The 25,688-nt window shown below is 38.8% G+C and carries 20 protein-coding genes; 8 read left to right on the forward strand and 12 right to left on the reverse strand.

The window, feature by feature from the left end; genetic code table 11:
• Positions 1 to 302: 302 nt before the first annotated feature.
• The 8 genes from L655_RS0109100 to hisG all read right to left on the reverse strand — a co-directional run bounded on the left by L655_RS0109100 (position 303) and on the right by hisG (position 10,713).
• Entirely contained in the window at positions 303 to 3,368 is a 3,066-nt protein-coding gene (locus L655_RS0109100; RefSeq protein ID WP_024604824.1) for an efflux RND transporter permease subunit, read from the reverse strand.
• Between the two features lie 11 nt (positions 3,369 to 3,379).
• The gene (locus L655_RS0109105; protein WP_024604825.1) at positions 3,380 to 4,447 is read right to left on the reverse strand and encodes an efflux RND transporter periplasmic adaptor subunit; all 1,068 of its coding nucleotides are present in this window, start codon (positions 4,445 to 4,447) and stop codon (positions 3,380 to 3,382) included.
• Positions 4,448 to 5,000: 553 nt separating this feature from the next.
• Positions 5,001 to 5,729 carry a 1-(5-phosphoribosyl)-5-[(5-phosphoribosylamino)methylideneamino] imidazole-4-carboxamide isomerase gene (locus tag L655_RS0109110; protein WP_024604826.1) on the reverse strand — a complete coding sequence of 243 codons (729 nt, stop codon included), beginning with the start codon at positions 5,727 to 5,729 and terminating at the stop codon, positions 5,001 to 5,003.
• A gap of 33 nt (positions 5,730 to 5,762) precedes the next feature.
• Positions 5,763 to 6,353, reverse strand: coding sequence for an imidazole glycerol phosphate synthase subunit HisH (hisH, locus tag L655_RS0109115; protein WP_024604827.1), 591 nt, complete (start codon positions 6,351 to 6,353; stop codon positions 5,763 to 5,765).
• Positions 6,350 to 7,411, reverse strand: a complete 1,062-nt coding sequence (hisB, locus tag L655_RS0109120) for a bifunctional histidinol-phosphatase/imidazoleglycerol-phosphate dehydratase HisB (RefSeq protein ID WP_024604828.1) — start codon at positions 7,409 to 7,411, stop codon at positions 6,350 to 6,352. The genes hisH and hisB overlap by 4 nt, the downstream gene beginning before the upstream one ends.
• Positions 7,408 to 8,517, reverse strand: coding sequence for a histidinol-phosphate transaminase (hisC, locus tag L655_RS0109125; RefSeq protein WP_024604829.1), 1,110 nt, complete (start codon positions 8,515 to 8,517; stop codon positions 7,408 to 7,410). The genes hisB and hisC overlap by 4 nt, the downstream gene beginning before the upstream one ends.
• Positions 8,507 to 9,808 carry a histidinol dehydrogenase gene (gene hisD / locus L655_RS0109130; protein ID WP_024604830.1) on the reverse strand — a complete coding sequence of 434 codons (1,302 nt, stop codon included), beginning with the start codon at positions 9,806 to 9,808 and terminating at the stop codon, positions 8,507 to 8,509. The genes hisC and hisD overlap by 11 nt, the downstream gene beginning before the upstream one ends.
• A gap of 5 nt (positions 9,809 to 9,813) precedes the next feature.
• Positions 9,814 to 10,713, reverse strand: a complete 900-nt coding sequence (hisG, locus tag L655_RS0109135; RefSeq protein WP_007580644.1) for an ATP phosphoribosyltransferase — start codon at positions 10,711 to 10,713, stop codon at positions 9,814 to 9,816.
• Positions 10,714 to 11,114: 401 nt separating this feature from the next.
• Here hisG and L655_RS0109140 point away from each other — a divergent pair, with 401 nt between their 5' ends.
• On the forward strand, positions 11,115 to 11,351 hold the full coding sequence (locus L655_RS0109140; protein WP_024604831.1) for a hypothetical protein: 237 nt from the start codon (positions 11,115 to 11,117) through the stop codon (positions 11,349 to 11,351).
• Between the two features lie 112 nt (positions 11,352 to 11,463).
• Here the strand turns inward: L655_RS0109140 and L655_RS0109145 are convergent, their stop codons facing one another.
• Both L655_RS0109145 and L655_RS0109150 read right to left on the reverse strand, forming a co-directional pair.
• On the reverse strand, positions 11,464 to 13,320 hold the full coding sequence (locus L655_RS0109145) for a cytochrome c/FTR1 family iron permease (protein ID WP_024604832.1): 1,857 nt from the start codon (positions 13,318 to 13,320) through the stop codon (positions 11,464 to 11,466).
• A 283-nt stretch (positions 13,321 to 13,603) separates the two neighbouring features.
• Positions 13,604 to 14,887, reverse strand: a complete 1,284-nt coding sequence (locus tag L655_RS0109150; RefSeq protein WP_024604833.1) for a sodium:proton antiporter — start codon at positions 14,885 to 14,887, stop codon at positions 13,604 to 13,606.
• Between the two features lie 332 nt (positions 14,888 to 15,219).
• On the opposite strand from L655_RS0109150, the gene L655_RS0109155 reads away from it, so the two are divergent.
• From L655_RS0109155 to L655_RS0109165, 3 genes are all read left to right on the forward strand, one after another.
• Entirely contained in the window at positions 15,220 to 17,136 is a 1,917-nt protein-coding gene (locus tag L655_RS0109155; RefSeq protein ID WP_002960248.1) for an ATP-dependent DNA helicase, read from the forward strand.
• Positions 17,137 to 17,145: 9 nt separating this feature from the next.
• The gene (gene tsaB, locus L655_RS0109160; RefSeq protein WP_024604834.1) at positions 17,146 to 17,847 is read left to right on the forward strand and encodes a tRNA (adenosine(37)-N6)-threonylcarbamoyltransferase complex dimerization subunit type 1 TsaB; all 702 of its coding nucleotides are present in this window, start codon (positions 17,146 to 17,148) and stop codon (positions 17,845 to 17,847) included.
• Positions 17,848 to 17,915: 68 nt separating this feature from the next.
• On the forward strand, positions 17,916 to 18,245 hold the full coding sequence (locus L655_RS0109165; RefSeq protein ID WP_007580633.1) for a hypothetical protein: 330 nt from the start codon (positions 17,916 to 17,918) through the stop codon (positions 18,243 to 18,245).
• Between the two features lie 95 nt (positions 18,246 to 18,340).
• Here the strand turns inward: L655_RS0109165 and L655_RS0109170 are convergent, their stop codons facing one another.
• Positions 18,341 to 19,630 (reverse strand): alkaline phosphatase, encoded by a 1,290-nt coding sequence (locus L655_RS0109170; protein WP_024604835.1) that lies wholly within the window; start codon positions 19,628 to 19,630, stop codon positions 18,341 to 18,343.
• A 411-nt stretch (positions 19,631 to 20,041) separates the two neighbouring features.
• On the opposite strand from L655_RS0109170, the gene L655_RS0109175 reads away from it, so the two are divergent.
• The 4 genes from L655_RS0109175 (at position 20,042) to kch (ending at position 25,207) form a co-directional block, all read left to right on the forward strand.
• Positions 20,042 to 20,893 (forward strand): alpha/beta hydrolase, encoded by an 852-nt coding sequence (locus L655_RS0109175; protein ID WP_024604836.1) that lies wholly within the window; start codon positions 20,042 to 20,044, stop codon positions 20,891 to 20,893.
• A 115-nt stretch (positions 20,894 to 21,008) separates the two neighbouring features.
• Positions 21,009 to 22,661, forward strand: coding sequence for a long-chain-fatty-acid--CoA ligase FadD (fadD, locus tag L655_RS0109180; RefSeq protein WP_024604837.1), 1,653 nt, complete (start codon positions 21,009 to 21,011; stop codon positions 22,659 to 22,661).
• 51 nt (positions 22,662 to 22,712) lie between these two features.
• Positions 22,713 to 23,843: a ribonuclease D gene (rnd, locus tag L655_RS0109185; protein WP_024604838.1), complete on the forward strand. Its 1,131-nt coding sequence runs from the start codon at positions 22,713 to 22,715 to the stop codon at positions 23,841 to 23,843.
• 188 nt (positions 23,844 to 24,031) lie between these two features.
• Positions 24,032 to 25,207: a voltage-gated potassium channel protein gene (gene kch / locus L655_RS0109190; protein WP_024604839.1), complete on the forward strand. Its 1,176-nt coding sequence runs from the start codon at positions 24,032 to 24,034 to the stop codon at positions 25,205 to 25,207.
• A 213-nt stretch (positions 25,208 to 25,420) separates the two neighbouring features.
• On the opposite strand, the gene minE is transcribed toward kch, so the two are convergent.
• On the reverse strand, positions 25,421 to 25,687 hold the full coding sequence (gene minE / locus L655_RS0109195; protein WP_024604840.1) for a cell division topological specificity factor MinE: 267 nt from the start codon (positions 25,685 to 25,687) through the stop codon (positions 25,421 to 25,423).
• Position 25,688 lies beyond the last annotated feature (1 nt).

Here is a 25,688-nt window from a genome sequence, read left to right on the forward strand (position 1 = left end):
GGGCTTATTATAAATTCGACCACTTAAGTACATTACTTTTGATAAGACATTCCATGTCCCGTCTGTTAACATTAATCTTGGCATGTAGGTTCGGTGTAAAGTTTTCTGGCGAATTCAATTATACCTTATCTTCATGCTGTTTGTTTTTCATACCACAAAGATCAACACGCCCTAGTTATTTATAAACAGCATAGAGCGATATTTTATGTTGTGGGTTGGGTATAAAAAAGCATGCGGCCAGATAATATTTTACATTAGCTGGCCGTATATTTTATTTACTTTGCAATATTTAGTTTATTACCTTAGGCATTAACTGGCGTACGTTCATCCTTTTTAACGCCCATAAAAATAGCGTAAAGCACAGGTATAACAATTAAGGTTAGTAATGTGGCAAAGAGTAGGCCAAATACTAATACAACCGCCATTGATTGGAAAAACGCATCAAAATAAAGCGGTATTACCCCAAGTACTGTTGTTAGTGTTCCCATCATTACTGGTCTTACTCGGCTATTAGCCGAATCGACAATGGCATCATAACGTGGTTTACCTTGCTTAATTTCCATATCCATTTGATCAACCAATACAATGGCATTTTTAATGAGTAGACCAGATAAAGAGAGCAATCCTAATATCCCCATAAACTCAAGTGGGGTTTGAGTTGTTACTAAGCCAAATACCACGCCTATAAGAGCCAGCGGTACCACAAGCCAAATAATAATAGGTTGTTTTAAAGCATTGAATAACACCACTACAATTAGCACCATAGCTAAAAGGCCAAGTGGTAGTGTTGATGCAAGCATTTCATTTGACTCTTTTGATTGCCCATACTCACCATCCCATTCCAATGTGTAACCGGCAGGTAAGTCAATCGCTTCTATTTGTGGCCTTACTCGATTAAATAATTCAGATGCAAGCTGCCCAGGAAGTGGATCGGCTTGAGCCTTAATTGTCCACATTCTATCTTCGCGCTTTAAAATACCATCACGCCATACGGTTTTAAATCCATTAGTAACTTGCTCTAATGGGATTGTTTTACCTGTGATTTGGCTAGGAATTTGAATGTTGCCTATATCATTAACATTCGAGCGCTCTTTTAGGGGAGCTCTAACAATAATAGGAATTAACTCTTCACCTTCTCTATATTGGCCAACCGTTTTACCAGAAAAGTTTTGTTGTAACGCTTCAGCAATTGCTTTGCGTGTTACACCTGCACGCTGGGCATTAATTGGCGAGTATTGCGGTTCAATAACCCTAACTTGCTGGCGCCAAGTATCTTTAATTGAGAGTGCACCGCCGTCATCAATCATGATTGCTTTCGCTTTATCGGCTAATTCACGAATTACTGCGGGTTCTGGCCCTTTAAATGTAGCCTCAATTTTAGAACCACCTCCGGGTCCCATTACAAAACGCCATACTTTGCCCTGCGCTTCTGGGAAGGTGTCATCTATATACGCTTGTACTTTAGGGATCATAGTATCAAGCACTTTATAGTCATCTACTTTAGCTAATATTTGGCCATAAGAACTGTTTGGTGATTCTGCTCCATAAATAAGCATAAATCGTAAACCGCCACCACCAATTAAGGTTTGTAGGCCCTCAATACTCTCTTGTTGTTGAATAAAGGATTCAAGCTTGATCATATCTTTTTTGGTTTTTTCGATATCAGTTCCTTGCGGTAACCAAAAATCTACTACCATTTGTGGTGTTGTAGAGGCTGGGAAAAACCCAGATTTTACAAACTGAAATCCCCACATTGATGCACTAAAAGTAAATATCACTACAGCAACTGTTAACCAGCGATGATTAAGCGAGCTAACAACAATGGATTGATAAGCCGCCATAATCATATTAGGCTTAGCTGTTGTAGAGGTGTCTTTATCTTGTTCTTTAAACAAGCAAAAACAAAATAGTGGCGTTAGGGTAATTGCAAATAACCAACTGTAAAGTAAAGAAATTAAAATAACCCAAAATAAATGCCCAGTAAATTCGGCAGTATCACCCGGTGCTAAACCTATAGGTGCAAAGGCCACAATACCTACCAAAGTGCCGCCTAATAAAGGCCACCTTGTTTGCTTTACAACTTCAGATGCTATTTCTAGCTTTTTGCGCCCTTGTTTAGTACCCACCAGTATTCCCTCGGTGACAACAATGGCATTATCAACCATCATCCCTAAAGCAATAATTAATGCCCCAAGTGAAATTCGGTGCATGGGTATGCCGCTAAAGTCCATGGTTGCTAGCGTGGCAAAAATAGTCAGTAGTAATACTGCGCCAATAACAAGCCCAGAGCGCAGCCCCATAAATACAAGTAAAGTAACAACAACAATAATTAATGCCACAATTACATTTACTACAAAGTTATCTACCGATGCCTGAACAACCTTACCTTGATGATAATATTCATGCACTGTTATACCAATGGGTCTCACGTTTTCAGCTTGTTTAACGCGCTCATCTACGCGCTCAAACACTTTAACAACGTTAGTACCAAGCACACTGGCAACCCCTAAAGAAATTGCCGGTTGCCCGTTGTAACGTACAAGTTTAGTTGCTGGGCTTTGAAAACCACGATATACATTAGCAATATCTTTTAAATATATAGCTTTACCGTCATTGGTGGCGCTCACTAATAGATTTTGTATTGTTTCAATAGAATTAATAGAGCCGGTTGGATCTATAAAAATACGTTGATCACCAATTTGCGTATTACCGGCACTTATTACTGTATTTTGCTTATCTAAAATTGAATAAATATTACTGATTGAGCTACCTAAAGTGGCCAAATCTTCACGGGCTATTTCAACAAAAATACCTTCTTGTTGAACACCGGTCATGGCTACTTTAGCAACGCCTTTAACTTGTAAAATATCACTTTGCAGGTTTTTAGCGTAAGCATGCAGCTCATCAGGAGAGTAACCCTCGGCTGTAATTAAATAGCTCAAACCATATACATCGCCAAAATCGTCAAATATTTGTGGCGTACCTGTACCTGGTGGAAGGGAAGGGCGAGCATCATTAATTTTATTTCTTAGTTTGGTCCATATTATCTGTAGCTCAGACTTTGTCGGCGAAAACTCCGATTTAATCTCAACTTTGATCTCAGACATACCCGATGAAGAGGTAGACGATATGCTATCAATTTCCTGCAATTCTTGAATAGCACGCTCTAAAGGCTCAGTTACTTCTCGGGCTACCTCTAAAGGGCTCGCACCAGAGTAAGGAACAAACACTTGTGCGGTACGAATTATAAACTCAGGGTCTTCAAATCGTGCCATGTTTTTATATGAAGAGAAGCCAAAGCCTAACGTCAGTATAATAATTATGGTACTAATGAGTTTGTTATTAATAGTCCACTTTGCTAAATCCATTACTCAAGCTCCTATGACTTAGTCCAAGCGCGTACTTTCATACCATCGGTTACATAATTTGCACCGGCACCAACAATTACATCGCCGGCTTTTATACCACTGGTAACAACTAGTTCTTCACCAATACCGTTTACTAAGGTGACAACCGTTTTACTCACGATCATAGATTCACTTACTGCCCATACATAGTGCTGGCCATTTTCTTCAAAAATAGCAAATGTAGGCAGAGTAATTTCATTTGTAGTCGACTTATTATCAAATTCGATACGTAAACTGGCATTCATGCCGGGTAAAATATTTAGGTTTTGCGGTACAGCAAATGAAAACCTAACTTCATAAGTTTGGCTAGACGTATCAGCTTCTAAATTAGCGCGACGAAATGTAGCAGGAATAGGAGTATTAGCAGCTGATTCTAAAAGTACAAAGGCACGGCTGTCTGTACGCGAGTCAACGGTGGCAACAATAGAAGATGGAATATTAACAACCACTTCCATTTCGCCTTTACCAAATAAAGTAACTATATGCTGGCCTGCATTTACATTCTCAAGCGCCTCTACTGGTACAGCGGCTACAATTGCATCATAAGGGGCAACTAAAGTACTGTCTGTCAGTGCTTTTTTTGCTGAGTCATAGCGAGATTGAGCAACTTCTTTTTTCGATTTTAGCTGCTCTATATCTCTAGCCGAAATTACGCCATCTTTAGAGAGCTTAATTCCGCGATCAAAGTCATTATTAGCTGTTTCATACTGTATTTTTGTAGAGTTTACTTCGTTAATAAAGTTACGCTTTTCTAACGATGCCAGTTCGTCACCTTTTAATACGGATTGCGCTGCAATAACATTGAGTTTGTCTATTTTACCGCCAACTTGAAATGCCAACTTTGCGCTTTTTATCGCATCGACAGTAGCAGGATAAGTAAGAATGTTTGATTGCGCAGTATCTTTAATGGTAATTAATTTAACAGGCTTTGGGGCCTTTTCAATTTTTGTATCTACCTCAGGCTCAGAGCAGCCCGACAGTAGTACTGCTAATGCAATGCTTAGCGTATATCGATTTTTTACTACATGTTTTATATTCATATTTTATGCCTTTTATAAAAATCAGGTACGCTTAAACTATATAAACCGGTAAACCTACAACAAACTGTGTAACTATTAATAACCTTATTACTTATAAGGAGTATCACCATTGCTTTTATTAACTTTCCCAACGACTTATGAATAATTATACCAAATCGATTGAGTGTAATTCTGTATTGTTATGTTGTTATTAGAAGTAAACGCTATAAAGCCAAATACTGCAATTATAATTGTTATTATAATGTTAATTTAATATTTGTTATACAAAGAGTATACTTTAGCGCATATTATTAAGAATATCATTGTAAATTCAATGCGTTAATATATCTGTGCGTTAATGTTTTTGTTTGTGCGATTGTGTAACTCAGTGATACAGGTAAGTATATTATGTTGCAAAATTGCGAGTTTGAAAGAGCTTACCATATTGCTAGGGCTACTTTAAGTACTGTATGAGGCTAGGTTAAGGGCTTTACCTGAGGTGTTGCTTAATAATTAAGTTAATGAATAAAAGCACAGTATAGGTACTGTGCTTTTTTGTATATATATTAGATTCTTAGCGTGTTACTGCTAGTGCTTCTTCCACACTAAAGGCGCCATCGAGCAGTGATTTACCTAAAATAATACCGCCAATACCCAACTCTTTGAGCTTTTTAATGTCATCAAGTGAGCTTACGCCACCAGATGCTTGTACTTTAATAGTTGAGTTATGCTTAATTAAATCCTCGTACAGCGCGAACGATGGGCCGGTCATGGTGCCATCCTTACTGATGTCCGTACATAAAAAATCGATAACACCTAAGTTAGCATAAAAATCTACTAGCTCAAGTAAACCAAACTCAGATTCAGTTAGCCAACCATGGGTTGCCGGAGCCCAGCCAGTGGCTGTTTTATTTACATCAAGGGCAATAACAAAGTGCTCTGCGCCAAACTGCTCAATCCAGGCTTTAACTTGTTCGCGTTTTTCAACCGCCATTGAGCCAATAACCACTTGGTTTGCGCCGGCTTTTAGCCAATCACTTACATCTTGCTCACAGCGAATGCCACCGCCAACTTGATACGGCACATTAAGTGCTTTTGTAGCCGCTTGAATGTGTTGCCACTGTTTTTTACTTGGATCGCGGGCACCTTCTAAATCAACTAAGTGAAGTTTACCTGCGCCGCTGTCGGCGTATTCTTTTAAACGCGCGCCAAGTTCGAAAGGGTAAAACTGTGCTGTGTCGTATTTACCTTGGTACAAGCGCACAATTTGATTTTGTAATACGTCTAATGCTGGAATAATCACAAATAATCTCTTTTTTGTTAGTTAATGGACAGCTTACAACTGCCAATCAACAAAATTTTGTAATAAACGTGCGCCAACTTTTGCACTGCGCTCTGGGTGAAATTGCATGCCCGCGTAATTGTCTTTAGCAACAATGGCTGAAAAGGTTTGACCATATTCGCCGCTCACGAGTGTGGCGTCGTTTACGGTGTGCGCAAAGCTGTGAACAAAATACACTTGCTCATCGAGCGTCAGCCCTTTAGTTAATGCATGCTCTTTGTTAACGCTTAAGTTATTCCAACCCATATGCGGCGACGTTAAATTGCCTACATCAAGCGCTTTTACTTGTCCTAGTATTTTACCTAGGCACTGTACGTTACCTTCTTCGGTGCTTTCGCACAGTAACTGCATGCCTAAACAAATACCCATAAGCGGGCGCTGGTATTCATTTATAGCTTGTTGCCAGCCGTTATCGACTAGGCGTTTCATAGCAACCGATGCATGGCCTACACCTGGTAATATAGCGCGCTCAAAACCCGCTAATTGCTCTGGTGAAGTAATTACTGTTGGCGTTTGCCCTAGGCGTTCAAACGCAAAACGTACTGAATTTATATTGGCACAACCGGTATTAATTATGGCAATCATAAACATCCCTTAGAGCTGGCTGTTTGCTGGGTCGTGTCTTGTGCTACGGCCATACGAAGAGCACGTGAAAACGCTTTAAATAAACCTTCTACTTGGTGATGGCAGTTACCGTCGCTTACCGATAAAATAAGGCTAATGGCGGCGTTATCACTTAAGCTTTTGAAAAAGTGCTCAACCATTTGTACGTCTAAATCACCGGCTTTTTCGCGGCTAAAGTTAGCGTTTAATACAAATGATGCACGACCCGACAAATCAATTTGTGCTTCGGCTTTACATTCATCCATAGGAAGCGCAAAACCATAGCGCGCAATTTGCGATTTAGTACCGAGGGCTTGTTTAAGTGCTACACCAAGAGCAATACCAATGTCTTCAACAAGGTGGTGCTCGTCTATGTGTAAATCGCCTTTAGCTTTAATGTTTAAACCAATGTTTGCGTGGGTGCGAATTTGATCAAGCATGTGATCAAAAAAGCCAAGTCCGGTGTCTATGCTGCCATTTTTAGTTTGATCTAAGTTTATGGCTACATCAATTTGGGTTTCTTTAGTGTTGCGTGTAACACGACCTTCGCGGTTTGCGGTGGTCAATTTAGTTACTATCGCACTCCAATCGCCGTCGTATAAAATACCTTCACAACATAAGTTTTGAGCAAGGCCAATATCGGTTTGGCGATCGCCAATAACAAAAGAGCGCGCTAAGTCTACTTTGCCTGAGCGCATAAGCTCGGTAAGTAAGCCCGTTTTAGGTTTACGGCAATCACAGTTTTGCTCGTCAAAGTGTGGGCAAATTAATACCTCGTCAAAGCTAATGCCTTGGCTTTGCATTATTTCCATCATTTTGTCTTGTGCTATGTCAAAATCAGCAGTAGGAAAGCTATCTGTGCCTAAACCATCTTGGTTAGACACCATTACTAAACGGTAACCTGCGGCTTGTAATTGTAATAACGCAGGAATAACACCAGGTAAAAATGCTAGCTTTTCAAGGCTATCTACCTGTTTGTCGGTAATTGGCTCTTCAATAATAGTGCCGTCGCGGTCTATAAATAAATAGGGGTTACTCATGATACTTCGTTTCCTGCTAAAGATGCTGCGGTAGCCGGCGTTTGTAAGCCATCTAACCAAATTTTTACTTGTTCAAGTTCTTGTTCACTGCCAATTGAAATTCGTAGCCAGTCGTCTTCACCGTATAGTGTAAAAGCGCGCATAACCAAACCTTGCTCAAGTGCAATTTTAAAGTAGTTTTTATCGGCTAATTTTAAAGTAACAAAGTTACCTTCACCAGTGAGAATTTTTAATGCAGCAGGGGAGGCGTTTAGCCAATCTATCAGCTTAGCTTTTAAGCTATTTAAAATAGTCACTTGGCGGCGCATTGATGTAATTGCATCAGGTGCAATTGCTTGCGCTGCAATACTTGCTACTACGCCCGATACCGGATACGGCGCAATGACTTTACGAATTGGCGCAAGAGTTGCTGCTTGTGCAAGCGTAAAGCCTGTTCTAAGGCCTGCCAGCGCAAAGGCTTTAGAAAGCGTACGCAAAACCACTACATTACTAAATTCATTAATAAGCTTAGTCGCGCTTTGCTCTGGGCAAAACTCTATATAGGCTTCATCAACAATAACTAATGCTTTACCTGCAAGTGCTGTTGCAATCGCTTTTACTTTATCAAGTGGCGTTAAGCTGCCCGTTGGGTTATTTGGGTTACAAATAAATACCAGTTTTGAGCTGCCAACAGCTGCGATTATTTCGTCAACACTGCCATTTAGTAATAACTCTTGGGTAAGCGCATTAATGCCAACGTTGTGTGTATCGGCGGTTACTTTGTACATACCGTAGGTTGGTAAAAATAGCGCAATACTATCTTTAGCTGGCTCACAGTATGTGCGCACTAAAAGCTCAATGCCTTCATCTGCGCCGCGCGTCATTAATACATTTTCGCTTTCAAGCTCTGTATAAGCGGCGTAACGGTCAATAACCAGTTGCGGTTGTGGATCGGGGTAGCGATTTAAATCCTCAATACTCAGTTCAAGGTTTTTAGCATAAGGGCTTTCGTTAGCATTGAGCCACGTAGTACCGGTTAGCTTTTCACTTTTTGCAGAGCTGTATGCAGCAAGGGCTGCAATATTCTTAGGTAATAAGCTAGACGCTTGTGCGCTCTCATTGCTCATTTTTAATTGCCTCTAAACGAATTGAAACCGCATTAGCGTGGGCATCAAGGCCTTCTGCATCTGCAAGTGGTAAAATAGCTTTCGAAAGCTCAGTTAAACCACTTTTGGTAATTGTTTGCACTGTGTATGTACGAAAAAAATCAAGTAAGTTTAAGCTCGAGTATGTTGCACTGTAACCATATGTTGGTAACACGTGGTTAGTTCCCGATGCGTAATCGCCTGCAGATTCTGGCGTGTAGTCACCTACAAATACTGAGCCTGCGTTTTTAACTTTATCTAGGTATGGTGTTGCATCGCCTAGTTGTAAAATTAAGTGCTCTGGTCCGTATTGCGCCGATACATCAAATGCTTGCTCAATTGAATCAACTAAAATAAGTGAAGAATTAGCGAGCGCTTGCTCGGCTGTTTCTTTGCGACTCAAATTAGCCAACTGGCGTGTAAGTGCCTGCTGAGTTTGTTCTATTATACTTTCGCTGTTACATAATAAAATAACTTGCGAGTCTGCGCCGTGCTCTGCTTGTGAGAGTAAATCGGCGGCTATAAATTCTGGGTTCGCACGTTCATCTGCAATAACAAGTACTTCAGACGGACCTGCTGGCATATCAATTGCCATACCTGGAATAGTTTGCGCAACGAGCTGTTTAGCCATTGTTACAAAGCTATTTCCTGGGCCAAATATTTTGTTAACTTTAGGAACCGATTCGGTGCCATAAGCCATTGCTGCAATTGCGCCTGCGCCACCACTTTCTATTAAAGTAGTAATGCCACATAACTTAGCTGCATATAAAATAGCAGGGTTAATCGCTTTATCACCTTGTACTGGTGTAGCAAGTACAACGGTTTTTGCGCCGCTTAACTGCGCTAATACACCTTGCATAATAACCGACGATGGCAGTGGAGCACTGCCACCGGGTACATAAATACCGACTGCTTCGATGGCTTGATATTTCAGTTCACATACAACGCCTGGTTGGGTCGATAATTTAATATCTTTTGGCAATTGCGCTTCGTGAAAACGTTTAACGTTTGCATAAGCGGTATCAATTGCGTATTTAAGCTCTGCACTTAGTGCTTGCTCAGATGCGCTAATTTCATCAAGCGGAACACATAAGCGAGGGTTAGATCTATTATCAAACTCTTTAGCCATACTAAGTAAGGCTTCATCGCCTTGCTCTTTTACGTTAGCTAAAATAGTTTTGCATATAGCTTCAACCTTGGCACTGGCAGAAACTGCAGGGCGCATTAGCGCCGCTGCTTGTACTTGTGAAGATTCCTCATTCCAACGAAGCATGGCACTTACTCCATCATTTTTTCAATTGGCATAACTAAAATAGAGTTAGCGCCTAAGGCTTTTAACTGCTCCATTGTTTCCCAAAATAATGTTTCGCTGCTTACCATGTGAAGTGCTACGTATTCATCGTTACCAGCAAGGGCAAGTAGAGTAGGTTGACCAGAACCAGGTAAAATTTCACAAATTTCATCAAGTTTGTTTTTTGGTGCGTGTAGCATGATGTATTTGCTTTCTTTAGCTTGTCTAACACCACGTAGGCGCGGCATAAGCTTATTGATTAGTGCTAGTTTGTCAGCATCTTGAAGATCTTTATTTTGAATTAAACACGCGTTTGATTCTAAAATTGTTTCGCCTTGAATTAAGCCGTTAGCTTCAAGTGTTGCGCCAGTAGATACTAAATCACAAATTGCATCAGATAAACCTGCACGCGGCGCTACTTCAACAGAACCCGTAAGCATTACTGTACTTGCGTTAATGCCTTCGCGCTTTAACCACTGAGTTAAGATTTCTGGGTAGGTAGTCGCAATACGTTTGCCTTCAAACCAGCTCTTATCGCGAGCGCCAAGCTCTTGTGGCCATGCAAGTGCAAGACGACAGTAACCAAAGTCTAGTTTTGAAAGTTTGGTTACTTCACTTGGAACACCTTGTCGTTCACGTTCTGCTTGAACTTCTACAAGTACGTTTTCGCCAACTATGCCTAAGTCACATACACCGTCCATTACTAAACCCGGAATATCGTCATCGCGCACACGTAGTACGTCAATTGGCATATTAGTTGAGTGTGCAATTAAGCGTTGTTCACGAAGGTTAAGTTTAACACCTAACTGTTTAAGCAGATCTTGACAATCTTTAGATAGGCGGCCGCCTTTTTGGATGGCGATACGTAGACGATTACTGTTGTTCATTATTCATTTTCCTTTAATTTAAAAACTAAAAACCCGAGGGGAACCTCAGGGCGAAAATGAATCAATGTTATTTGAATCGCCAGAGGTTCCTTTTAGGAATAACCTCTCAGCGAAAGACCTGACAGGTTATTCCGGTGAATGGTGGTGATGTACTGTTGTCAGGTTTAAGCGCATTTTTTATCCTATGTAACTGCCCGTTGTTTTGTTATCTGTTTAAATAAATTTCGCATTCATAAAAACATAAACAGCTATATTATGGCAAGTTTTTTTTAGCTTAATTAAAGCATATGTTATAACTGTCGATACTATTAAGATAATAAGCGCAATTTTCGCCAATAATTGGTTGTTTATTACTCAAACCAAGTGGTTAATGAATAAAATGAAAAAATAAGGAAGTACTTATGGATATTATGATCCCTTATTTAGGAAGAATAACTAGGCTAGAAGTTGAGTCAAAAAGTGCTTTTCATATTGCGGGTGTGCAAAGTGGGGCTGCCGCTGAAAAAGTTGAATTAGAGAATAAAAAAAGGCGTGAGTTACAAAAAAAGAAAAAGCTCAATATGCTTGATGATCAAAATAATAAAAAAAAGTCTAACCTAGATGATGACGAAAACCCCCATTTAGATACATGGGCTTGATAATACCAACTTTACTAAATACATAAGCAATTAACGCAAAAAGGCCCTTGCGGGCCTTTTTACTATGTATTTTGCCTATGCCAATTAGCTTAAACTCTTAAGCAGATAGGCATTACTCTTGGTTTTTGCCTTTAAATATATAAAAGCTAAATATAGCGAACACACATACTTGAGCCACAATACCTTGCCATGTTGATTTTATACCAAGCCATGCAATATCAAAGCTCATTGGCAGTGATGCAATACCTATTATATCGGCCTCTTGTAATGCAATAACAGCTTTGCCCATAAGCACAAACGAGAGTGCAAATAATAGGTAAGTGGTAATTGCAAAAAACTTAGCAACCGGTAATTTAATTGAGTACTTAATTAATACCCACGTAATAATAGCCAGTATTGCTACAGCTATCGCAAAACCTGAAGCAATAGATGAATATTGGGCAGGCGAGCTTTGCGTTAATAAAGACTGATAGAACAATACAGTTTCAAAGACTTCTCGGTATACGGCTATAAACGAAAGCCCTGCTAAACCCCATAATGTACCCGACTCAAGACGCTTATCTATATTGTCTTTGATGTATTTTTTCCATTGCTGCGCACTGGTTTTACTGTGCATCCATACGCCAACATACAGTAAAATTACAGCGGCAAACAATGCACCAGCACCTTCCATAACTTCGCGACTTGCACCACTTATTTCTATTAATGTTTGCGCCGCAGCCCACGTTAAGCCACCAGCAATAAGTGCGGTTACCCAACCAACATGTACATATTTAAGTGCGTCTTGGCGTTTAGTTTTAATAAGCACAGTCATAAGGGCAATAACAACAAGTAGAGCTTCCAAGCCCTCTCGCAGTAATATAACTAAACTTGCTGAAAGTAGCGCACCGTCAGTTAGTTTGGTTTCGTTTAGCATGCTATCTGCTTTAGCGAGTTGAGCTAGCGCTGCACTTACTTTTTCGTCAACGATGGCTGCATCTTTCTCGTTTTTAAATGTTTGGCGTAGGTTCATCAGTTGTACTTCGATGTTTTTACGCAGTGTTTCGTCGTAGGCATTTAAGTTGTTTTCAACAAGCTCAAAGCCATCTAGGTAAGCGCTAATTGCTAAATCACTTGCTTGTGAGTAATTGCCTTTAGCATGCGCAGCTTGCGCTGCAAGTAACTGCGTGCGAGTAACTGTTATCGGATTTTTGTTAGCGCTAAATAATTGCTCTGGATTACCACGAAGCCATTTAACGTAATGTGCTTGTGCTTCACTTTGACCTGCCGATAATTGTGCAGGGTTTAGGTTTACAATCTGCGAAGCGGTAATGTTTTGTTCTACATTTTGTGGTTTTTGAACATCTTTAAATGCCAAGCTACCTACATAAAAAGCTAAAGACCATCGTTGTTGTTCATTAAATTGGGTAAAAGCAACCATAGGCGTGTCGCCAATGCCGTTACTTACAGCGTCAAATAACCCCATTAATGAGCGGTTTGTTGCGCGTTCTTCATCGGTAAAGTTGGTAGGCTCTGGCGATAAATTTTTTGCAAGCGGACCGTCGCCTTGACCACTTTGGCCGTGACACATTGAGCAGTTAGTAGCAAAAAGCGCTTTAGTTTGCTCAACCGGAAGCAGTGATGTAGGTAACGATAGTTGTGGCATAAAGGTAAGCAGCGACTCACGAAGCGCTGAGCTTGCTGCACGTACATCGGCAACACTCGCTTTATTACCAATCGCTGTATGCAGTGCTTTAGCTTGTGCCTTTACTGTATCAAACTCATTGGTTTGGCTTGATAGCTGTCCAGCTTGCTCAATAATAACGTGCGAAAATTCAGTCATTTCTTGATATTCGTTGGGGTCTAGTATTTCACCATTCCCAACAGCTGCCACGTAATCAACACCTACATACTCTGCAAGCTGTGCAATTTGTTTTATTTTTGTTTGCTCATTAGGCGAGGCTGAAACACTAAAGCTTGCCATGACCATTATAAAAAGCATAAAAAAACATTGAAATTGTCGTTTGCTCAGAGACACCAAATTTAAAAACATGTGAGAATTATTTATGGACATCGAAAAGCCCTGTAGAGGAAAAGTCAAAATTATAATTGTTTTCATTTGCATTTCAAGCGGATTAATTTAAACAAAGCAGATAAATAAAAAGGATAACAATTTATAGAACTTTAAAGTGCTTTTGTAACACGTGAGTAACAGTAACCAAGTGATTTTTATAATAACTTGGTTACTGAATATGTTGCAGACAAAGCATTTATTACTTGGCTTGCTCAGCTGACTTAATGCTACTTTGAATAAGCGGCGAAATAGTTAAGCCTTGTACAATAATAGAAAATATAACCACTACGTAAGTAACAATAACGATTAGGTTATGTAGGTCTGAACCGCCTACAAAAACTTGCTCGCGTGGGATTGCTGCCGCCATTGCCAGAGCAAGGCCACCACGTAGTCCACCCCAGGTCAAAATTTTAACACTGTGTTTATCGTAAGTTCTAAAGCGTTTAAAAATTACAAATGGTGCACCTACACTTATAAAGCGTGCTAGCAGTACAACAGGTACCATTAATAACCCTAAACCAATTTCGCCAAGCGTGATTGGCATAGTGACTATTAGCATACCTATTATTAAAAACAGTAGAGCATTTAGAAAGCTGTCGGTTGCATGCCAAAAATCTTTTACGTAGCGCGTGTCTTCGGGGCCCGTGCGCTCGGTTGCTTTAGTGCGGGTAATATTACCCATTAATATGCCACTGGTTACCATGGCAAGTGCGCCAGATATTTCCCAAATATTTGCTGCAGCAAAACCTGCTGTTGGGATAGTTAAGGTAATTAATAGGCGAATATTTACATCGCGGCTATTAATAATTAAAAAGTGGCCTACTAATGCAATGACTAAACCAAACGCAATGCCTCCTATTGCATCAACAAAGAATAGCTCTGCTATGTCACCAAATTGTGCATCTGTGCCATAAAAAGCAACCGAAAAAATGGTCGTAAATATTACTAAACCAATACCGTCGTTAAATAGCGACTCACCTTCTACTTGAACTGAGATTCCTTCTGGCGCTCGCATTTGTTTAATAATAGCAAGTACAGCAATAGGATCGGTTGGGCTAATAAGCGCGCCAAACAGTAAACAATAAATAAAAGGGACATCAAAACCAAAAACTGAAAATAAATAAAAGCTCAAATAACCCACTATAAATGTGGAGGCAATAGTTGAAAACAAGACCAGTGCAGTAATTTCCCACCGCTGCTTACGCAGGGCAAGTAGGTTTATTTCGAGCGCACCCGCATAAAGTAAAAACCCCAACATGCCTTTAAGTAATAACTCGTTAAAGTTAATACTGGAAACAATTTGGGTCATGGCTAACGCATTTTGATCGCCTAATAATTTAACGGCAATAATCAATAATAAAGAAATAACAACTGAGCCTGTAGTAATGGCAATTGTAGTTTGCATTTTGAGGATATATTGGTTTGCAAAAGCAATAAAAATTGCAATGGCAGAGAGAAAACAAATGAGATACCAAGCATTCATTGGCTAACCTTACTATTTTTTTAACGACACACGAAAAAGAGGATTATAAACCCGCGTATGGTACTCCTGTAATATTTCAGAGTCACAGTTTTTATGCCTAAATATAGCTTTTAATACGGATTATTTTTAGTAAGAGTTAATAGGAAATTAGGCTTTGTAAATATTGTCATTATTAAATTAAATGTACGTTATAAATACACAGTGTATTGTAAAATCGAATGATTAATTTCACTATTTAAAGTGCGTATTAATTCGTAAAGTAAAAGTGGGTTTTGTAATTACTTGCCCTTAATGCTTTGCTTACGTAAAATCCCGCTATTATTTATTTTAAAGTGATTGGTATTATCAAACAGCTGTTTAGTGCAACCGGGCCTTTAGCGTTATCTTTAGATGGGTATACGCCTCGCCAACCACAAATTGATATGGCAGTAGCTGTTGCGGATGCATTAAAAAACAGTTCGCAATTAGTTGTTGAAGCAGGTACGGGTACGGGTAAAACATTTGCATATTTAGCCCCTGCACTTAAGTCAAAAGGGCGCACAATAATATCAACAGGTTCTAAAGCTTTACAAGAGCAGCTTTATCACCGAGATTTACCGCAACTAGTTAAAGCTTTAAGTGCTTCAAAAAAAACCGCCTTATTAAAAGGGCGCGCCAATTACCTATGCACCTACCGACTTAATCAACATGTTGCACATGTACCTACTGACGACTCTGACGTAATGCATCAACTAGCTATGGTAGCTAAGTTTGCAAGCGAAACACAATCGGGCGATTTGGCTGATTGTATAGGTATAGAAGATGATGCCAAAGTACTGCCTTATGTAAATTCAACAGCCGATAATTGTTTAGGTAAAGAGTGTCCAGATTTTCAAAGCTGTTATATACGCAAAGCACGTTTAACTGCGGCCGATGCCGATGTGGTTGTAATTAATCACCATTTGTTTTTTGCTGATATGGCTGTAAAAGAAAGTGGCTTTGCTGAACTTATGCCAAAAGCAGATGCTTACATATTTGATGAAGCCCATCAGTTAAGCGAAATTGCCAGCGATTACTTTGGTGAAAGTGTTAGCACTAAAAAGTTGGTAGATTTAATTAATGATTTACGTGCTATTTATAGAGCCGAAATTCCCGATATGCTGCAACTTGGTAAAAGCTTAAACAAGCTTGAAACAAGCGTTGCTGATTTACGTTTACAATTTGGTGTTGATGGCAGCCGTGGCGATTGGCGAGAAAAACTAAGCGATAAACAAATTTGCGCGGCGCTCCATCGTGTGATCAGTGATTTAGATTTTGTTTATCAAGTACTCAAGCTTTGCCTAGATAGAAGCGACAAAATTGAGCATCCATTTGAACGTGCACTTGCGTTTAAAGGGCAGTTAGAGCGGGTTTTTGATACAGCCCAAACCGGCTTTAGTTATTGGTATGAAACAACGCGCCGTTATTTAACAATTAATATAACGCCATTGAATGTATCAGCTAAGTTTGCTCAAATGATGCAAGACACGGGCGCAGGCTTTGTATTTACTTCTGCAACACTTTCGGTTGATAACAAGCTAGAGCATTTTAATGCAAGCCTAGGTTTAAAGCCAAAACAAAGCATGATGGTAGATAGCCCATTTGACTACCCTAATCAGGCGCTGCTGTGTTTACCTCGCTACTTACCCGAATCGCACGCTGATAATATGCCACATGCAATTGTAAAACTAACGCTTGAGCTTATAAAATCAGCACAAGGGCGTTGTTTTGTGTTATTTACTAGCTATCGAATGATGCACTTAGTGGCCGAAGGGCTAACTACACAAATAGACTACCCAGTTTATATGCAAGGGCAAATGTCTAAGCGTATAATTTTAGAGAAATTTACTCGCCATGGTAATGCGGTATTACTTGGCACGGCTTCTTTTTGGGAAGGTGTCGATGTACGCGGCAGTACATTAAGTTGTGTTATTATAGACAAATTGCCATTTGCAGCCCCTGACGATCCATTGCTACAAGCTAAAATGCAAGATTGCCAAATGCAGGGAAAAGACCCTTTTTCACACATACAATTACCGCAGGCTGTAATTGCGCTAAAGCAAGGTGTAGGGCGTTTAATTCGAGATAGTAAAGACAAAGGCGTACTTGTAATATGTGATAATCGCTTAGTTACACGCCAATATGGCCAAGTATTTTTAAAAAGCTTACCACCGATGCGCCGCACGCGAAGCTTAGAAGATGCCAATACATTTTTAAAACAAATTAATTAGAGTACTAAAATGATCAAAAGTAATATCCTTGCCCTTGATGCTTCAACTGAAGCACTTTCAATTGTTTTACATTACCAGGGCCAAACGTTTCATCATTTTGAAGAGTGTCCGCAGCAGCACAGCCAAAAAATACTTCCACTTGTGGATGAGCTATTAACTAAAGCAAACTGTAAATTAAAAGATTTAGATGTCATTGGTTTTGGCCAGGGGCCAGGTAGTTTCACCGGTGTACGTATTAGTGTTGCTATAGCGCAAGGCTTAGCGTATTCAACTAATTTGCCGCTTGTTGGTGTGTCTACACTGGCTACTATGGCTCAACAAACGTTTGAACAAAAAGGCAGCCTGAGTGTTTATCCAAGTATAGATGCGCGTATGGGGGAGATATACTTTGCACATTACCGAGCGCAAAATAATCTAATGCTTTTAGTTAACCAAGAATGCGTTATAAAACCTGATTTACTAAATAATGACTATATAGCGACCACTGAGCCATCTGTAGCTGTGGGCACGGGCTTTAAAACCTATCCTGATGCGCTAAATGACTTTGAAAACGTGACAATTAATACTGATATTACATTGCCTGATGCGCGTTATATGTTAGCGCATGTTGAAGCCGCGTTTTTAGCGGGTGACGTTGTAAAAGCGAGTGACGCTCAACCTAAATATGTGCGCGATACGGTAACGTGGAAAAAGCTACCAGGGCGTGACTAATCATATTATTTGCAAATTGGTTGTTTTTAAATCATAATTTTATACAATATTAAGGTTGGAGACGCGTAATGACGCTGCCTATTGGTTCAGGTTTTTTTACCGGGGATATTCCGGGTAGGGTTAGCCCTACTAAAGTTGTTACTAATAAACCACAGAGTTTATTAGACCAGCCGGCTGCTCAAAAAACGAATACCGATTATGTAAAAAGCAGTGTCGAGGGCGTCGAACTAGCTAATCAACTGTTTAAAAGCAGTGCTAAAAGCAATGAATACAGCCAAACAATTTACGACCAACCGACAGCTCAAGTAAGTAAAGCGATTTCTACTTATACTGAATTTGCCAATTTAGAACGCAGAGCCGAAGTACAAAATTTAATAGGCGTTGATATATACGCTTAACGCTTATGTAAGCGCTTTAGATAAATACAGCTATAAAATTTAATAAAAAGCCCGAACATTTGTTCGGGCTTTTTATGTTCAAAACCACGTAAAGCTTACTGTTTAATAAAGCCAATCAGCTTATCTGCTATATCAGTATTATTTTGTGAACCAATAAATTGCTCACTGCCTTTACCATAGACAAATACCTGCACGTCTACAGCGGTATGTCCGCCTGTTGTCCAGCCAGTAAAGCTTGCATCGCTAATAATACTTTTAACAGCTAAATTAAGCGCTTTTTCACCCATTTTTTTAGCTTGCTCAAGTTTTATTTGGTTTTCAGTTGTAAATTCAATATTGGTGTTAGCAGTCCATACTGGTTTTAAATCATCAGAATCCAGTAAAAGTTGAGTTAGTTTACCAGCAGTTGCTTTAACACCTTTTACTACATCAGTTTCCCATTTGTACTGACCATGTGCGCCAAGGGTTAAACCTCCTGTAGAGTGATCTGCAGTAATGACTAAAATAGTATCTTTGTTTTTATCAACATACGCTTTTGCTTTTTCGATTGATTTAGCAAAATCATCCATCTCAGCCATTGCACAGGCTATATCGTTAGAGTGACCACACCAATCAATTTGGCTGCCCTCAATCATCACAAAAAAGCCTTCTTTGTTTTGATTATCTAATAAACCAAGTGCTTTAGACGTTAACTGAGTAAGACGAGTTGGGTTTTCATCTAATGCAAAAGGTAAGCCTTTAGATGCGTATAAACCAATTGCAGGTATTTGTGTAATTTGCCCTAGGTTTTTAATGTCGTCGCCATATTGATAACCAGCGGCTTTAAATTCATCAACTAAATTACGGTCATCACGAATAAAGTATTTAGTACCGCCACCAAGCATTAAATCAACCGGTAATTTACCCTCAATTTTATTGTCGATGTAGTCATTGGCAATGTCATTATAATTATTACGTGATTCATTATGTGCCGCAAAACTTGCTGGAGTTGCGTGGTTAATTTGTGAAGTTGCTACAAGCGCTGTTGTCATACCGCGCTCTTTTGCTATTTCAAGCATGGTTTTAACTGACTTTTTGTCTGTATCTACTGCAATTGCGCCATTGTAACTTTTATGACCGCTACTGAGTGCTGTAGCACCTGCTGCGCTGTCTGTCACATAAGTATGGTCATCAGGGTAGGTACGAGCCATACCCTTTAAAATAGTGTCAAAAACCGTGCCTTCTACTTCTTTTGTTGCAGGGTCATCTTTAAAATAGCGATAAGCCGTGGTGTAAGCCGGACCCATGCCGTCACCAATCATATAAATTACATTTTTAGGTGCTGATTCTGCGTAAGCACCAGAAGCGGTGCATAAAAGCGCTAATAAGCTGATCTGTTTTTTCATGGTTGTGTACCTTATGAGTGTACCTTATTTAATAGCAGCTGATATTGTATACAGATAGTATGATAAATAAATGAATATCTAAGATATTTATAATTTGGGGCTATATGAATAGAATTGTAGTTAACGCTGTTAGTTCTATTTATTTAAATTATACTGGTTATAGCTTAACTACATATAATGCTATCACCTTTTAATTGTTTAAAAGGTATACAAAGCAAACATATTTAAAAAGATCAGCTTATTTTTTTTGTAATTAAACTTATGATATTGTTTAAATTTTATTTTATATTTTTTGCTTTCTTTAGATCATCAAGATAATTAAATAGCGAATTTTGCACCATTTTCTCGGTTAGTGGTCTGACAACTTGTATGCTATAAATAATGATGCTCTAAATTAATAAAGGACTTGCCGTGCAGCCATTTAATATTAAAACCAATAACTTGAATATTCATGGCTTAAAAGTAGGTTCTGGGGATGAAATAGTAATAGCGTTGCATGGTTGGTTAGATAACTGCCACAGTTTTATACCAATGTTAAGTAAAGCTAAGCCAAAGCACACTTGGTACTGTATTGATTTTGTGGGGCATGGTTTATCATCTAGGCGAAGTGATGATGCACATTATTATTTTGTTGATTATATTGATGATGTGTACCAACTTATTAATGCGCTTGGTGTTAAAAAAGTTCATTTAGTTGGACATTCGATGGGAGCCATGGTTGCAGGGCTTTTTGCTAGTTGCTTTGGTGATTATGTAAAATCTGTTACCTTTATTGAGGGGATTGGGTGTGTTACGACTCCTAGCGAAGGTGTATGTGAACAGCTAAAAAGTGCAGTATTAAATAGAGCGCGTTTAAAAAATAAGAAGCAGAGAGTTTATAAATCGAAAGAGCTTATTTATGAAGCACGTGCTCAAACAACTGATTTGAATAGTGAGCTTATTGCTCTTTTAATGCAGCGAAATATAAAATCGGTTTTAGATGGTTATACATTAACAACTGATCCAAAGCTTAAAAATCACTCAGGTTTTAGGTTTGATGAGGCGCAATGTATTGGTGCAATAAAAGATTTAATTGCACCGTGTCAATTAATTTTAGGTAGCGAAGGTTATTCGTTTGTAAAACAAAATCTGGCAAAGTATATTAGTTATTACAATAGCTTAAAGGTAATTAATGTAGATGGTGGGCACCACTGTCATATGCAAAGTAGTGAACACTGTTTTAAGCATATTCAAGACTTTATGCTGCAAAATGGTGCATGTTAATTGTAAGTTTACGTAAAATGTGGGATTATTCCTCCATTAGAGTATTTGCTCAATTGTTAAAGCGCCTTACTTAGATTAAGGTTAATAAAAATATAATTATAAACAGGGGCTAAGAGTGGAAAAAATCTGGCTTAAGCGCTACCCAGAGGGTATGCCTGAAACAATCGATCCTGAGCACTATGCCTCATTACTCGAAGTGTTTGAAAAAAGTTTTACCGACTACAAAGATTTACCCGCATTTACAAATATGGGTAAAACCTTGTCTTATGATGAAATTGATACTGCAACTAAAAAAGTTGCGTCTTATATTCAAAATGATTTAGGCCTTAAAAAATGTGACAAAGTGGCAGTTATGATGCCTAATTTGTTACAAACGCCCATTGCTATTTTAGGTATTTTACGTGCAGGCTGTGTTGTTGTTAATGTAAACCCACTTTACACAGTGCGTGAACTTGAGCACCAACTTAAAGATTCTGATACTTCAGCAATTTTTATATTGGCTAACTTTGCCGATACACTCGAAAAAGCGCTACCGCATACCGATGTTAAACATATTGTTGTTACCCAAGTAGGTGACATGATGGGTGGCATTAAAAAGCATGTTGTAAACTTTGTTGTTAAGTACATTAAAAAGATGGTGCCAAGCTACACTTTGCCAAATACCATAGATTTTTGCGACTTACTTAAAGCCGACGAAAATGCCTATGTACGCCCAGAGGTTAACTTAAGTGATTTAGCTTTTTTACAATATACCGGCGGAACAACGGGTGTATCTAAAGGCGCAATGTTAAGCCACGGTAATATGGTAGGTAATCTTGAGCAAGTTTCAGGATGTTTAGACCCAGTGCTTGAGCGCGGTAAAGAAGTGGTAATAACTGCGTTACCGCTTTACCATATTTTTGCATTAACGGCTAACTGCTTAACATTTATGAAGTACGGCGGATTAAATGTACTTATAACTAACCCACGCGACATGCCTGGTTTTATTAAAGAATTAAGTAAAGCTAAATTTACTGCTATTACGGGTGTAAATACTTTATTTAATGGTTTGTTAAACACGCCAGGATTTGCCGAACTTGATTTCAGTCATTTAAAAATGTCACTTGGTGGCGGTATGGCCGTGCAACGTCCTGTTGCTGAAAAGTGGCAAACAGTTACAAAATCTAAATTAATGGAAGGGTATGGTTTAACCGAGTGTTCTCCTTTAGTTACCGTTAGTCCTTATGACTTAACGGCATATAATGGCTCAATTGGTTTACCGGCTCCAAGTACCGAAATCAAATTAATTCTTGATAATGGCCAAGAAGCAGCAAAAGGTGAACCAGGAGAGCTTTGGGTTAAAGGCCCGCAAGTTATGCTTGGTTACTACAAACGCCCAGATGCAACCGCTGAGAGCTTACAAGATGGCTGGTTTGCTACCGGTGACATAGCAACTTATGACGACGAAGGTTTCTTTTATATAGTCGATCGTAAAAAAGATATGATTATTGTATCTGGCTTTAATGTTTTCCCTAATGAGATAGAAGAGGTAGTGGCTATGCACGAAGGTGTGCTTGAAGTTGCTGCTATTGGTATTCCTCACGATGTAAGTGGCGAACAAGTTAAAGTTTTTGTTGTTAAAAAAGACCCTTCTTTAACTGAAAAAGATATAATAAGTCACTGTCGTGATAATTTAACTAATTACAAGGTCCCAAAACTGGTAGAGTTTAGGGATGAGTTACCTAAAACTAACGTAGGTAAAATACTCCGAAGAGCCTTGAAAGATTAGCAACCTATAAAAAAGCCGACATATGTCGGCTTTTTTATTGTAGGAGATTAAGTGCAATACCAATTGATCGAAACCCAAAATCAGCTTAATACTTTTGTTGAGCAAATTAAAAACAAGCCCGTTTTAGCCATAGACACAGAGTTTATGCGTCGTCGTACTTTGTACCCAGAAGTTGCACTTATTCAAGTTTATGATGGCGAGCATTTAGCACTTATAGATCCACTGACAGAACTGTCATTATTCGATTTTTGGCAAATCTTAAAAGATCCTGCTGTTTTAAAAGTATTTCACTCTCCTTCAGAAGACATAGAAGTTTTTCAAAAGTACGCTGGGTTTGTTCCTACGCCGTTATTCGATACTCAATTTGCACTGCAAATTTTAGGCGAAGGAAACTGTATGGGCTTTGCTCTAATGGTAAAAACTTTATTGGATATTGAAATAGATAAAAGTGAATCACGTACAAATTGGTTGCAACGGCCATTAACAAATAAACAATTAGAGTACGCTGCTGCCGATGCCTATCATTTATTACCCTGTTTTAATCTTATTATTGACAGTGTAAAAGCCGCCGATTTATTTAATATTGTTATTAGCGAAAGTGAGTTAGTGGCTAATAAGCGTGAATTTCAAACCCCAGATGAGCTGCTCTATAAAGACATTAAAAATGCGTGGCAACTAAGGCCACATGAACTTGCAATATTAAGAGAGCTGGCTGTTTGGCGTCGAAATAAAGCAATTCGTAAAAATTTAGCACTTAACTTTGTATTAAAAGAACATAATATGACAGAAATTGCTAAACGAGGCCCTGCAAGTTTAAATGCATTAAGGCAAATTCCGGGCGTTGAGGCGATAGAAGTGAACCGCTCGGGAGTCGAAATACTAAAGTGTATTGAACAAGCAAAAGCATTACCTGAGGAGCAACACCCAGCAATTTTAAAGCGTTTAATAGACTTTCCTAGTTACAAAAAAGTAGCGAAAGAGATAAAACAAAAAATTAATAAAGTTGCCAAAGAACATAATATTCCAGAGGATGTAATGGCTTCTAAAAAGCAGGTTAATCAACTAATTAGTTGGAATTGGAAATTATCTGCAGCACAAAAAGAGCAGCATATTAAACCAGATTTGCTTAGTTCTTGGCGCTATTCTTTTGTAAAAGATACGCTAAAAGAATGGGATGTTTGATCGTATTTAAGTCTCTAAGGTTAGCTTACATAGATAACTTACTTAATAGTGTATTGAGCTAACAGGTATAAATACTAAGCTATTATAAGTGCACCTATTATTGGGAGGCAGTTATAATAGCTTTATTAATTTATTTGCTATTCATTTAGTGGTGTTTTTTATATGCCACTGTTATTAAAGTGCTTTTTATGAAAGTTGAAACAATAAAACGTAAACTATTAGAACTATGTAAACCAGCTTGGATATTAGCTATTTTGGTTGCTTTAAATGGTTACTGGCTAATTAAACCTGTTGTTGCACGTATGCTCGAAATGCTACCGGGTGTATTAAACTGGTCGCTCGATTGGTTAAATTTAATTGATAAAATAGGAATAACAGAACTACCGCGCTTTATTTTAGGTGCAGGCTTAATAATAATGTCGGTTGGCTTAGCTTTAAAAGCACGTTTAGCGTGGGCTTTTTCACTGATACTATTAATAGTGGTCGCGGTTATTAGTATTTCATCGTCAAGCTCTGGGCTAATATTATTGTCTTACACTATGGTTGTGAGCATGTTACTACTCGTATACTGGAAAAGCTTTGATGGCTCTAGTATTACCGCAGGTAGTTTGTTTGCTCTAACCAGTACAGGCGCATTAATGCTTTATGCTGTGTTTGGCACTTTGTATTTAGGCAGCGAGTTTAGTACCCCTATCACCGATTTACCCACTGCATTTTACTTTTCTATTGTGAGCATGTCGACGGTAGGCTATGGCGATCTTTACCCTGTAACGTCTACAGCGCGATTATTTACCGCATCAATTATTGTTATGGGTATTACCGTTTTTGCTACTTCGATCAGTGCTATTATAGGCCCTGTGATTGGTGGTAATCTTAAAAAAATTGTTAAAGGTAGGATTTCGAACGTAATGAGAAAAAATCATTTTATTATTTTAGGTATTTCACCCACCGCACACAGTGTTTATGCCGGTTTGGTAGAGCGTGGCGATGCAGTTACTTTAGTGTGCCCAACTGGGTCTGAACACGAATATCCGGTAGATGCAGACATTGTTTATGGCGACTCAAGCTCAGCCGATATCTTAATCGAAGCGGGCGCTAAAAAGGCAAATTATATTTTAGCGTTACGTAATGATGATGCTGAAAATGCGTTTAGTATTTTAGCGGCTAAAGAAGTTGCTGGCGAGGACACCAAAACAATTGCTTTGGTTAATTCAAGTAAACATATTCCGCAAATTAAGCGCGTAAAACCTGACGTGGTATTTTCATTGCAACTACTCGGTAGTGAGCTGTTAGTGAGAACGCTAAAGGGTGAGACTATTGATAATAAATTGATCACTAAATTGTTCTTTGGTGATGCAGAATAAGCTCGGCTAATTACGGCAATGCTTAACTACTTATATAATAACCTTAAGTGTTAACTAAACTAGTTAACTTCAAGTTGAAATATAAGAGCTTAAATAACTCTCTTATTTTAATTTTAGGGTGAAGCTAAAAAGTAAAATTGTTAAACATAAAAAAGCCGTTCACTTTAATGAACGGCTTTTTTGCGAGCAGTAATTTAATGCTTAATTACTGCCTTATACTTTTGGCTCTTCGTCAGGCAAGGTTACGTTTAGCTCAAGCACGGCTAAGTCATCTTCGTTCTGATCAAATTGAACTTGGACTGCGTCACTGCTCACGTTAACGTATTTACGGATCACATCTAAAATATCTTGTTTTAATTGTGGTAAGTAATCCGGCGTTCCTCGTTGAGAACGTTCGTGCGCGACTATGATCTGCAATCGCTCTTTTGCTAATGACGCACTGTTTTTCTTTTCTGAGCGGAAGTAGTCAAGTAAAGACACG

The organism is Pseudoalteromonas sp. TAE79, assembly GCF_000498015.1.
In the GTDB taxonomy this organism is placed as follows: Bacteria; Pseudomonadota; Gammaproteobacteria; order Enterobacterales; family Alteromonadaceae; genus Pseudoalteromonas.